This window comes from Aquaticitalea lipolytica, from assembly GCF_014641635.1.
Lineage (GTDB): Bacteria > Bacteroidota > Bacteroidia > Flavobacteriales > Flavobacteriaceae > Aquaticitalea > Aquaticitalea lipolytica.
Window position 1 is genome coordinate 428253 of the sequence record NZ_BMIC01000002.1, and the last position, 13205, is coordinate 441457.

At 30.8% G+C, this 13205-nt stretch carries 11 protein-coding genes; all 11 read left to right on the forward strand.

Annotated features, from left to right (window positions below):
* Positions 1-12 precede the first annotated feature (12 nt).
* The 11 genes from IEW41_RS08825 (at position 13) to IEW41_RS08875 (ending at position 13092) form a co-directional block, all read left to right on the forward strand.
* Positions 13-1413 (forward strand): trypsin-like peptidase domain-containing protein, encoded by a 1401-nt coding sequence (locus tag IEW41_RS08825; RefSeq protein ID WP_188605979.1) that lies wholly within the window; start codon positions 13-15, stop codon positions 1411-1413.
* 150 nt (positions 1414-1563) lie between these two features.
* Entirely contained in the window at positions 1564-3012 is a 1449-nt protein-coding gene (locus tag IEW41_RS08830) for a glyceraldehyde-3-phosphate dehydrogenase (RefSeq protein ID WP_188605980.1), read from the forward strand.
* Between the two features lie 199 nt (positions 3013-3211).
* The gene (locus IEW41_RS08835; protein WP_188605981.1) at positions 3212-3835 is read left to right on the forward strand and encodes a tRNA (guanine-N1)-methyltransferase; all 624 of its coding nucleotides are present in this window, start codon (positions 3212-3214) and stop codon (positions 3833-3835) included.
* 62 nt (positions 3836-3897) lie between these two features.
* Positions 3898-4341 carry a GNAT family N-acetyltransferase gene (locus tag IEW41_RS08840; RefSeq protein ID WP_188605982.1) on the forward strand — a complete coding sequence of 148 codons (444 nt, stop codon included), beginning with the start codon at positions 3898-3900 and terminating at the stop codon, positions 4339-4341.
* 39 nt (positions 4342-4380) lie between these two features.
* Positions 4381-5058, forward strand: a complete 678-nt coding sequence (gene trmD / locus IEW41_RS08845; protein WP_188605983.1) for a tRNA (guanosine(37)-N1)-methyltransferase TrmD — start codon at positions 4381-4383, stop codon at positions 5056-5058.
* Between the two features lie 165 nt (positions 5059-5223).
* On the forward strand, positions 5224-5574 hold the full coding sequence (gene rplS / locus IEW41_RS08850; protein WP_188605984.1) for a 50S ribosomal protein L19: 351 nt from the start codon (positions 5224-5226) through the stop codon (positions 5572-5574).
* Positions 5575-6398: 824 nt separating this feature from the next.
* Positions 6399-8630 (forward strand): NADP-dependent isocitrate dehydrogenase, encoded by a 2232-nt coding sequence (locus tag IEW41_RS08855; protein ID WP_188605985.1) that lies wholly within the window; start codon positions 6399-6401, stop codon positions 8628-8630.
* Between the two features lie 97 nt (positions 8631-8727).
* The gene (locus IEW41_RS08860; RefSeq protein WP_188605986.1) at positions 8728-11106 is read left to right on the forward strand and encodes a TonB-dependent receptor; all 2379 of its coding nucleotides are present in this window, start codon (positions 8728-8730) and stop codon (positions 11104-11106) included.
* 3 nt (positions 11107-11109) lie between these two features.
* Entirely contained in the window at positions 11110-11925 is an 816-nt protein-coding gene (locus IEW41_RS08865) for a DUF4249 family protein (RefSeq protein WP_188605987.1), read from the forward strand.
* A gap of 128 nt (positions 11926-12053) precedes the next feature.
* Complete coding sequence (gene murQ / locus IEW41_RS08870) at positions 12054-12875, forward strand: N-acetylmuramic acid 6-phosphate etherase (RefSeq protein ID WP_188605988.1); 822 nt, start codon at positions 12054-12056, stop codon at positions 12873-12875.
* Complete coding sequence (locus IEW41_RS08875) at positions 12862-13092, forward strand: DUF6095 family protein (RefSeq protein WP_188605989.1); 231 nt, start codon at positions 12862-12864, stop codon at positions 13090-13092. The genes murQ and IEW41_RS08875 overlap by 14 nt, the downstream gene beginning before the upstream one ends.
* The last annotated feature ends 113 nt before the right edge of the window (positions 13093-13205 follow it).

The window sequence follows — 13205 nt, forward strand, 5'->3', positions numbered from 1 at the left end:
TAATACATACATATGAAAAAGATTTTAACCTTATTATTTGTTTCAGTATTAGGTGGAATCATGACCTTATCTGCCTACAAATTATTTTTTGAAAATGACAGCAAATTTTTTGTATCTCAAAACACTACAAAACCAGCAGTAATACAAACAAGTAACGCTGCCACATCTGGTTTATATAATGCAGCTACAGTAGATTTTACGAGCGCAGCAGAAAATACAGTGCATGCAGTTGTACACGTTATGAATACCTCTACAATGAGCGCTCCAATGACAATACAAGATTTGTTTATGGGACGAAGTTCACAAAGGCCTCAAATTGGAACTGGAAGTGGTGTTATTATTTCTCCCGATGGATATATAATTACCAATAACCATGTTATAAATGGCGCTCAAAACATTTCTATTACTCTAAATGACAATAAGACTTATACAGCCGAATTAATTGGTACAGACGAAAAAACAGATATTGCATTATTAAAAATTGATGCTGACGAAGATTTGCCTTATGTAACCTTTGGTGATTCTGACCAAGCAAAAGTTGGCGAATGGGTTTTGGCAGTTGGTAATCCTTTTAATTTAAATTCTACAGTAACAGCAGGTATTATTAGCGCTAAAGCTAGAGATTTATCTGGTGTTAGTGCGCAATCTTTTATTCAAACAGATGCAGCAGTAAATCCTGGAAACTCAGGAGGAGCTTTAGTTAATACTAATGGAGATTTAATAGGAATAAACACTGCTATTAGCTCACAAACAGGATCATATATTGGTTATTCTTTTGCAGTACCTAGTAACATTGCCAGAAAAGTGGTTGAAGACATTATGGAATTTGGGAATGTTCAAAATGGTATTCTTGGTGTTACTGGAGGCGCTTTAAATAGCAAAGCTGCAGAAGAATTTAAAGTAAATGATACAGAAGGTTTTTATGTAAGCGATATTGAAGAAAACTCTGGTGCTGCCAATGCTGGAATAAAAAGTGGTGACATTATTAAGAAAATTGATAATATTAAAATATCTAAGTTTTCAGATTTAAGTGGTTATTTAAATACAAAACGACCAAATGATGTTGTAAATGTAACACTTATTAGAAATGGCTCTGAAAAAGTAATTCCTGTTAAATTATCAAAAAGTGAAATAATGACAGTTGAATATTTAGATATGCAACTACGAAATATTCCTAAAAAAATCAAAAAAGAAAACAATATAGAAAACGGAGTTATTGTTGTAAAAAATGAAAATTATGCTCTTTATAAAAATTTAGGAATTCAACCTAATTATATCATTACAGAAATTAACGGACAAAAAATTAATAGCGTTGATGATATCAATAATATAAAGCAGAAATATGGAAATGAGGTGAGTAAAATTGGAATTATTAATAATAAAGGTCAAAAAGAGAACTTCATTTTTAGATAATTCGCCATATAATTAACGATATAAAACCCTTTAAAAAATGATAATTTTTAAAGGGTTTTTTAATTTAAAAAAAAGCTACGAAAACGTTTGAAATATATTATTTTTGCACAAAATTTAAAACATAACACAACAACACTAAATCTTGACACTATGAGTTTTAACGGAACTTATGAAAAAGAATTAGCTTTTCAAGCTGATCGTAGAAGAGCAACAGTAGAATTTATTAAAATTGTTAGCGACCTTTGGTATGACAAATCTATCGAACTTGTTCTTTTTAGAAACCCTTTAATTGATCAAAATGTAAGCGAAATTTTAAACTTGCACGAATATGCAGGCGAATTTGTTGGAAAGCCAATTTCAATTTTTGATTCAGTTGAAATAGCCCAAGCAATCAAAACATTAGACATTCCGCCAGCAAAATTAGATATTGGAAAATTAACTTACGAGTTTCATTTAGAAGACCAAAAGTATAGCAACGCTACTGCTTTTGTTGCTAATAAATTAAAAGATGCTAGCAAATTTGAAGCTATCCAACCAAAAGATGTTATTCTTTATGGTTTTGGTAGAATTGGTCGTTTAGTTGCAAGAGAGTTAATGACAAAAGCTGGAAAAGGTAATCAGCTACGTTTAAGAGCTATTGTAACTCGTGGAAAAATTGACCAAACTGTGTTAGAAAAAAGAGCTTCATTATTACGCAATGACTCAGTACATGGAGATTTTTCTGGAACTGTAGTTGCTGATGTTAAAAACAGTGCATTAATAATTAATGGTACAACTGTAAATATTATTTCAGCTAACAACCCAGAAGATATTGACTATACGGCTTACGGAATCGATAACGCATTAGTAATAGACAATACAGGAGCTTTTAGAGATAAAGATGCCTTAAGTAGACACTTAACATCTAAAGGTGTTAATAAAGTATTACTTACTGCTCCAGGAAAAGGCGTTCCAAATATTGTACATGGTGTTAATCATTTAGAACACAATCCTGATACTGTAAATATTTTTTCTGCAGCATCTTGTACTACAAATGCAATCACTCCTGTTTTAAAAGCTATGGAAGATACTTTAGGTGTTAAATTTGGACATTTAGAAACAATTCACGCTTACACAAATGATCAAAATTTAGTAGATAATTATCATGATAAATATCGTCGTGGTAGAGCTGCTGGATTAAACATGGTTATTACCGAAACTGGTGCTGGTAGTGCAGTTACAAAAGCTTTACCATCATTTGAAGGCAAATTAACATCTAATGCTATTAGAGTTCCTGTTCCAAATGGTTCTTTAGCTATTTTAAACTTAGAATTAAACAAAAAAACCTCAATAGAAGATATCAATTCAATAATGAAAAAATATGCTCTAGAAGGTAATTTAGTTGAGCAAATTAAATACGAATTGAGTGATGAGTTAGTATCTAGCGATATTGTAGGTTGCTCTGCTCCTTCTATTTATGATAGTAAAGCTACTATCGTTAGAGCTGATGGTAAAAACGTAATACTGTATATATGGTATGATAATGAATATGGCTATAGCCATCAAGTTATTCGTTTAGCTAAATATATTTCAAAAGTGAGACGATTTACATACTACTAGTAGTAATTAAATTATAATTTGAAAATCTTGTTCTTAGTTGAGCAAGATTTTTTTTATTAAAAAAACATCTAAAAAACACTTTGCATACGTAAATATTATAGCCTTACAATAGTGAGGCTATTTATTTTATAATTAGTAAACGTCTTGATATTTTTTTATCTTGTTCAAAATTAACCACATCTGAAAAAACCAAACCTAAATGAATTCTAACAAAAATCTACTATTTACGCTTCTATGTTTAGTAGCTTTCAACTATACTAATGCACAAGAAACTGACACTGATGAAAACAAACTTTCATTAACTGAAGGCACCATAGATAATCAATTTGAGTATGTTATTCAACGCTCAAATAGTTATGAAGACTTTAAAGTTGTAAAAAAGACATGGCTTTATTCATTAAAAGCACACACTATAGATACGTTAAAAGTTATCCAACAAAATCTTAGTGACACAAAATTAGTTGTTAAAAATCAAGCTGAAGAAATTAAAATTTTAAAAGATAATTTAGCCAATACAAACGCAACTTTATCAACTGTTAAAGAAGAAAAAAACAATATGTCGCTGTTTGGTATGCAAATGAGTAAAGCAGGATATAGCGCATTAATGTGGAGTTTTATAGCTATTCTGCTTGCTTTATTACTTTTGTTTATATATAAATTTAGAAACAGTAATATAATAACCAAACAAGCAAAAAAATCGCTTGAAGATACAGAAAGAGAATTTAATGAGCATCGAAGTATTGCTTTAGAAAGAGAACAGAAAGTTCGTCGACAGCTACAAGATGAAATCAATAAACAAAAGACAAATAAAAAAGACAAGTAATTTTTTTAAAATATCTTTTATAAAAATCTGTAACTTACTTACAGATTTTTTTATTCAATAAAATGAAAATAACAAAAGCTAGTATTGAACATATTAATGAATTAGTAACATTATTTGATGCATATCGAATTTTTTACGAGCAAACTTCCGATTTAGAAAAAGCAAAACGTTTTTTAAAAGACAGACTAGAACAAAACGAAAGTGTAATATATATTGCTTTTATTGACAATAAAGCAGTAGGTTTTACACAATTATACTATCTGTTTTCATCTGTGTCAATGGAGCGAATGTACCTGTTAAACGATCTATATGTTGATGCAAATCATAGAAACAAAGGTGTTGGCGAAGCTCTAATAGATGCTGCAAAAAACAATTGTAAAGACAATAATTTTAAAGGATTAGCAATACAAACTGCTTTTAACAATCCTGCACAAAACTTATATAAACGTTTAGGTTTTAAAAAAGATACTGACCTTCATTTTTTTTGGTCAAACACAAATAACTAAAGTTTTATTATTCTTGTTATTCTTTGCATCTTTGCAAATATGAGAATAGATATTATTACCGTTTTACCTGAGTTACTTAAAAGCCCATTTGAAGCCTCTATATTAAAAAGGGCAATAGAAGCAAATTTGGTAGAAGTACATTTCCATAATTTACGTGATTACACAACAGATAATTATAAATCTGTTGATGATACACAATTTGGTGGTGGAGCAGGAATGGTTATGACGATAGAACCTATCGATAAGTGTATCACACAATTACAATCTCAAAGACATTATGATGAGATTATATATATGACTCCAGATGGTGAAACTTTAAAGCAAGGTATTGCTAATCAAATTTCATTAAAAGAAAATATTATTATTCTCTGCGGACATTATAAAGGTGTAGATCAACGTGTAAGAGACATGTTCATTACTCGTGAAATATCAATAGGTGATTATGTTTTATCTGGTGGCGAACTTGGTGCTGCAGTGCTTTGTGATGCAGTAATTAGATTAATTCCTGGAGTATTAGGTAATGAAACTTCTGCACTAACTGATTCATTTCAAGATAATTTATTAGCTCCTCCTATTTATACAAAACCGAGAGAATACAAAGGCATGAAAGTTCCAGAAATTCTATTTAGTGGTAATTTTCCTGAGATAGAAAAATGGAGAGAAGAACAAGCCTACTTAAGAACCAAAGAAAGACGACCAGATTTATTGGATGAATAATTATAGCTTTTTAGTTGTTATTAGTTATATGTTTTCTGAATGAAAATTTTATTAATTATTAATTGTTAATTACTAATTATTGATTACTTTTGCATCCAATTTCGGATTAACCTCTGGCGATATACGTGAATGTTGGTTTGAAAAAATCCTAAAAAAATAAAAGAGATGAATTCTTTAGTAAAATTTGTACAAGACGAATTTGTAGAAAAAAAAGACATTCCAGAATTTGGAGCTGGTGATACAATTACAGTGTATTACGAAATTAGAGAAGGTGACAAAAAACGTACACAGTTTTTTAAAGGTGTAGTTTTACAACGTAAAGGTTCAGGTGCATCTGAAACATTTACTATCAGAAAAATGTCTGGTACTGTAGGTGTTGAGCGTATCTTCCCAATTAACTTACCAGCACTTCAAAAAATTGAAGTAAACAAAAAAGGTAAAGTTAGACGTGCAAGAATCTACTACTTTAGAGGTCTTACTGGTAAAAAAGCAAGAATCAAAGAAAGAAGAGACTAATCACAATAGTTTTATATCATATAAAAGCCTTGAAAAATTCAAGGCTTTTTTTATTAACAAAAGTTAATAACTTTAGTTTATAAACGGTTGAAAACTAAATGATTGAAAAAGCAAATAATACCACAAAAGTTTTGTATTTTAGTAAAACGATTTAGCAACAACCTTTGTGTTGGTTTCAATGTCGGAATTTGAATTTAAGCTAAAATCGTATAAAGTAACGTTCTTTATAATATTGTTTTTTGAGGTTTTTTAAGTGTCACGTGTATGCGTGCAAACTGAAAAATCATGATACTTTAAAAAGTACCGCATGTATAACAGGCCGTAACTAGTAAAGTTGAAAGTTTCTAAAGGTAGCTGTAACGAAAGTAACAGCTAAATCAGGAAACAATGTTTTAATGAGTATAAATTGCGAAAGCGACGTGTATTTTTAAAACATCAAGAAAAACAATTAAACTGAAGCATTGCAAGAACAAGTCAATACATTTTGAAAGTTTTGTAATGTTTTATTGAAATAGACAATACAAAAAACCGAAAAAGATGTGGGAATGAAAATTCAGCCATCTGAATTTAGTAGCAATGCTAAATAGGTTCGAGTAAAAACTATTTCAAAGAAAGCCATGTCAGAATAGTTCTACTATCGTGATATGGCTTTTGTTTTTTTATAGGTATATGTTTAAGGTTTTAATAAGAATACTATAAAATTTTTATAATCTTAATAAAACTTTTACCCTTGAAGCCATAACTCAAATAAAACCTCTTGAATTTTGTATATTTGCAAAGCTTAATTTTTTAAGCAGTTCCTATAAACTAAATTCAAACTATAAATGGCAAAAACGTCTACAATTATTTATACAAAAACAGATGAAGCACCAGCATTAGCAACATATTCTCTGTTACCAATTATAAAATCATTCACAAAATCTTCTGCAATCAATGTAGAAACTAGAGATATATCGTTAGCAGGAAGAATCTTAGCAAATTTCCCTGATTATCTATCAGAAAACCAAAAAATTTCAGACGCATTGGCTGAATTGGGTGATTTAGCAAAAAACCCTGAAGCTAATATTATAAAATTACCAAACATTAGTGCTTCTGTTCCTCAATTAAAAGAAGCTATCAGCGAATTACAATCTCAAGGTTTTAAGCTTCCTAATTTCCCTGATGAACCAAAAACAGACACTGAAAAAGACATAAGACAGCGTTACGATAAAATTAAAGGTAGTGCTGTAAATCCTGTTTTACGTGAAGGAAATTCGGACAGACGTGCACCAAAGGCTGTAAAAAATTATGCAAAAAAGCATCCACATTCAATGGGTAAATGGTCATCAGATTCAAAAACTCATGTAGCAACTATGACACAAGGAGATTTTTGCCATAACGAAAAATCTGTTACCCTTACTAATCCTACAAGTGTTAAGATAGTTCATTCAGACAGCAATGGTAATTCTACAGTATTAAAAGAAAATATTGCATTACTTGCTGGTGAAATTATCGATGCAACTGTTATGAATAAAAAGGCATTATTAAGCTTTTTAGAAGAACAAGTTAAAGATGCAAAAGATGCTGGTGTTTTGTTTTCATTACATATGAAAGCAACAATGATGAAAGTATCTGATCCAATTATTTTTGGTCATGCTGTACGCATATTTTTTGCTGATGTATTTAAAAAACATGGACAAACACTAGAAGAAATTGGTGTTGATGTTAATAACGGATTTGGAAATTTAGTTTCAAAACTTCAGGAATTACCTGAAGCAAAACGTAAAGAAATAGAAGCTGATATCAATACAGCATTCAAAAATGGTCCAAGTTTAGCTATGGTAAATTCTGATAAGGGAATAACCAATTTACATGTACCAAGTGATGTTATTATTGATGCTTCAATGCCAGCAATGATTCGTACTTCTGGCCAAATGTGGAATACCGAAGGTAAACAACAAGATACAAAAGCAGTTATTCCAGATAGTAGTTATGCAGGTGTTTATACTGCCACTATCGATTTCTGTAAAAAGCATGGCGCATTCGACCCTACAACTATGGGAACAGTTCCTAATGTTGGGCTAATGGCTCAAAAAGCTGAAGAATATGGATCTCACGATAAAACTTTTGAAATTTCATCAAATGGAAAAGTTCAAGTAATCGATGCTGCAGGCAATGTTTTAATTGAGCATACTGTTGAAGCTGGTGATATTTGGAGAATGTGTCAGGTTAAAGATGCTCCAATTCAAGATTGGATAAAATTGGCAGTCACGAGAGCAAGAGCATCTCAAACTCCTGCTGTTTTTTGGTTAGATAAAAATAGAGCTCATGATGCCGAATTAATTAAAAAAGTAAATTCATACTTACCTAATCATGATACATCTGGTTTAGATATCAGAATTTTATCGCCAATTGAAGCTACACATTTTACATTAGAACGTATTAAAGAAGGAAAAGACACAATTTCTGTTACAGGAAACGTATTACGTGATTATTTAACAGACCTATTCCCTATTCTAGAGTTAGGTACAAGTGCAAAAATGTTATCTATTGTACCATTGATGAATGGTGGTGGATTATTTGAAACTGGAGCAGGTGGTTCGGCACCAAAACACGTCGAACAATTTGTAGAAGAAAATCATTTACGCTGGGATTCACTTGGTGAATTTTTAGCACTTGCAGTGTCTTTAGAGCATTTAGCAGTAGCTAATAAAAATCCAAAAGCACAAATTTTAGCTGATACTTTAGATGATGCAACTGGTAAACTTCTTGATACTGGTAAATCTCCATCTCGTAAAGCTGGTGAATTAGACAACAGAGGAAGTCACTTTTATTTGGCTTTATATTGGGCTGAAGCATTAGCCAATCAAAATTTAGATGCTGAACTTAAAGCTGAATTTATGACACTTCACCAAGTTTTAAAAGCCAATGAGAGCAAAATTGTAAACGAATTAAATAGTGTACAAGGTAAACCTGTAAACATTGGAGGCTATTATGAACCTAACGAAACATTAGTAAGTAACGCAATGCGACCAAGTCAAACATTAAACTCTTTGCTTGAAAACAAAGGAAAATAATAAATATTGTTTAATTATTTTTGTTAAATATTAAACAAATGATTATAAAGCTCCGTATATTTACGGAGCTTTTTTTAATAAAAAATAATTGCATTAAATGAATCTCATTTCAAGAATTGTTCTATTACTCTTTCTTTCATCATTCAGTTGGCAAACATTTGGGCAAGAAAAATTCACTATAAATGGAACAATCACTGATCAAGGTAGTAACGAAACTTTAATTGGTGTTAATATCATTTTCCCAGAGCTTCAAACAGGAACAACTACTAATGAATATGGTTTTTATTCCATTACAATTCCGCAAGGCACTTATCAGATTCAAATTAGTTATTTAGGATTTACAACCATAACAGAAACAATTCTTCTAACAGAAAATAAAACTATTAATTATAAATTAACTGAATCCTCTGAAGCATTAGATGAAATAATCATTAAAGAAGATGTTGAAAAATTAAATATCAAAAAACCTCAAATGAGTGTCAATTCGCTCACCATTTCCACCATAAAACAAATTCCAGTGGTTTTAGGTGAAGTTGATGTTATTAAATCGCTCACTCTTTTACCAGGAGTTACTAACGCAGGAGAAGGATCATCTGGGTTTAATGTTCGTGGTGGTGCAGTTGATCAAAATTTAATCTTATTGGATGAAGCTACTATATTTAATTCGTCCCATTTATTTGGTTTCTTTTCTGTTTTTAATCCAGATGCTATTAAAGATTTAAAATTGTATAAAGGAGGTATTCCAGCAAAATATGGTGGACGTGTTTCTTCTGTATTAGATATTTATCAAAAAGAAGGAAATAGTAATGAATTTCACATGAATGGAGGAATAGGAATTGTATCTAGCAGATTATTGGCTGAAGGTCCGATTAAAAAAGAAAAAGGTTCCTTTTTATTTGGAGGAAGAAGCAGTTACGCACATCTTTTTCTACCATTGTTTGATATTGATAACATTGCATACTTCTATGACTTAAACACAAAATTGAGTTATAAAATCAATCAAAATAACAACATTTACTTGTCTGGTTACTTTGGTAGAGACGTGTTTTCAATTTCTGATAGTTTTGAAAATACCTACGGAAATACTGTAGTGAATTTTAGATGGAATCATCTGTTTTCTGATAAGTTGTTTTCAAATGCTTCTCTTATTTATTCAGATTATTATTATGGTTTAAAATTAAATTTTGTAGAGTTTAATTGGGATTCTGGAATTCAAAACTTCAATTTTAAATACGATTTTAAACACTATATCAATACAGATTTTAAGCTTGAATATGGTTTAAATAGCATCTATTACAAATTCAATCCTGGTGATATTCAACCATCTACACCTACTTCTGGGCTAAACCCATTTAAGCTGATTGATAAGTTCGCATTAGAAAACGCTATTTATATCGACGCAGAACATCAAATATCTAAAAAATTGGCAATAAGCTATGGTGTTCGTTTCAGTTCCTTTTTAAGACTAGGACAAGATGAACTCAACATATATCAAAACGATAATCCTGTAGTATTTAACGAAGAGCTTCAAATTTATGAAAAGGCAGAGCCAATAGGTGTTGAAACTTTTAAACGTAGTGATGTTATAAAATCGTTTTCAAATATTGAGCCTCGTTTTTCTCTAGCTTATCAGCTTAATGATGAGTCATCAATTAAAGCAAGTTATAATCGTATGAGTCAATACCTACATTTACTATCCAATACAAGTTCTCCTACACCACTTGATGTTTGGACACCTAGCGGAAAATATGTAAAACCTCAATTACTCGACCAATTTGCAATAGGCTATTTTAAGACCTTTAATGATAATGTTTATTCTTTAGAAGCTGAAAGCTTTTATAAAACCATTAAAAATAGAATAGATTACATTGATGGAGCTAATTTAATAGCTAATAACGTTATCGAACAAGTTATTTTAAATGGCAAAGCTAGAGCATACGGATTAGAAATATTATTCAAAAAAAATGAAGGTGATTTTAAAGGTTGGATTGCATATACCTTATCAAAATCAGAGCAGCAAACACAAGGACGAACTCCAATAGAAACAGGAATAAATAATGGTAATTGGTATCGTACACCTTATGATAAAACCCATGATATTTCAATAACAGCAAGTTACCAACTAAACAAAAAATGGACTTTTAATAGTAATTTCTTGTTTCAAACTGGTCAACCTACTACTTATCCTAATGGACAATATGAGTACAATGGCATAACTATACCTAATTATGAAGCCAGAAATTCGAGTCGATTACCAACTTATCATCGCTTGGATATATCAGCTAATTATAATCCAAATCCAAACACCACTAAACGTTGGAAAGGCGAATGGGTATTTGGTATTTATAATCTTTATAACAGACGTAATGCAGCATCTATTTCATTTAGAGAAAACAGAAATACTGGTAACAATGAGGCTTTACGGTTAGCAATATTCGGAATCATACCATCAGTTTCTTATAATTTTAAATTTTAAGACATGAAAAATTATTTTTTATACATATTACTAATAGTTTTTACAACTTCATGTGAAGATGTAATAGATCTCAATCTCAATACAGCAGAACCAAAACTCGTTATCGATGCATCTATCAATTGGTTTAAAGGCACTATTGGCAATGAGCAACAAATTAAACTCTCACTAACTGCTCCATATTTTAACACATCTGTACCTCCAGCAAATGGAGCAATTGTTTCTGTTTCAGATAGTAATAGCAATATTTTTAATTTTATCGAAGAAGGCAATTCAGGGGTTTATAGAAATACAACTTTTGTTCCTGTAATTAATGAAACCTATACCCTTACTATAATCTACAATGGAGAAACTTACATAGCAACTGAAGTATTAAAATCTGTTGTAGATATAGATTTTGTAGAACAAAATGATAATGGAGGTTTTTCAGGCACCGAAACCGAACTCAAAGCTTATTATACAGATCCAGAAGATGAGGAAAACTATTATTTTTTTGAGTTTATTAGTGATATTCCAGTTATTCCAACTCTAGAAGTTTATGAAGATGAATTCACTAACGGCAATCAAATTTTCGGATTTTATACTGAAGCAGAATTAGAAGCTGGTGATCAAGTAATTATTCGTAATTATGGAGTTTCCGAACGCTTTTATGAGTTTATGTTTATACTTTTACAGCAAAACAGCGAAGAAGGAGGAGGTCCTTTCGAAACACAACCAGCTACTATAAGAGGTAACTGCATTAATCAAACAAATCCCGATAATTTTCCTTTAGGTTATTTTAGACTTTCCGAAGTAGCAGAATTAATTTATACAGTACAATAATTTGGGCGTTACACTTTTTCACTTTAATGTTCAAAGTGTCGTGCTGTTCGCTATATCTTTTGCAAAAAAAGCGCAAAAGGATGTCGCTACCATCACTAACGCATACCAAAAATTCGTATTTTTGAATCATGCAATTTACAAAAACAACCGAGCAAGATTCTAACTACAATCATTTAGAGCAAATGAGTGTCTCAGAACTTCTTACTAATATCAATAAAGAGGATAAAACCGTTCCATTTGCTGTAGAAAAGGCTATACCTCAAATAGAAACTCTGGTTAATCAAATAGTACCAAAACTAAAATCTGGCGGGCGATTATTCTATATAGGAGCAGGCACAAGTGGTCGTTTAGGCATTGTAGATGCATCAGAGTGCCCACCAACATTTGGAGTGTCACATGATATGGTTATTGGTTTAATAGCTGGTGGAGATTCAGCCATTCGAAAAGCTGTTGAATTTGCCGAAGACTCAACAACTCAAGGTTGGGAAGATTTAAAGAAATATAGTATCAATCCAAATGATGTTGTTATAGGTATTGCTGCTTCAGGAACAACACCATATGTTATTTCAGCTTTACAACATTGTAATGAAAACAATATTGTAACAGGTTGTATAACTTGTAATCACAATAGCCCATTATCTCAAACAGCTCAATTCCCAATTGAAGTTATAGTAGGACCTGAATTCGTTACTGGTAGTTCTCGTATGAAAGCTGGTACAGCACAAAAATTAGTTTTAAATATGATTTCAACTGCCTCTATGATCCAATTAGGAAAAGTTAAAGGCAATAAAATGGTTGATATGCAATTAAGCAACAATAAACTTGTTGATAGAGGTATAAAAATGCTTATGAAAGAACTAAACATTTCTCAAGCTAAGGCTCAAGAACTTTTAGAGACACACAAAAATGTAAGGTCAGCAATTCAAAACTATTACGATGGATCAGAATAGGACTAACAAAGAATTACTTTTAAAGGGATTGCAAAATATGGGTATTTGCCTTGTATTTATGTTTTTAGGTCCTACAATTCTTTACATGGCTTTTAGTAATCAAGAAAAATCAACTTTCATTTTAATATTAATTATTGGATTAATATTAAGTGGTCTGGCTATATTCTTTGCTTTTAAAGGATTGAAAACCATAATGGATAGTATGTTCAAAAAATAGTCGCTGTTTTAATCACAAAAAAATCCAACAATATAATAATTGTTGGATTTTTTTATGTTTAAAATTTGGAGTGTGATTAAAAACAAAAAGCCCTTCATGGAAACATGAAGGGC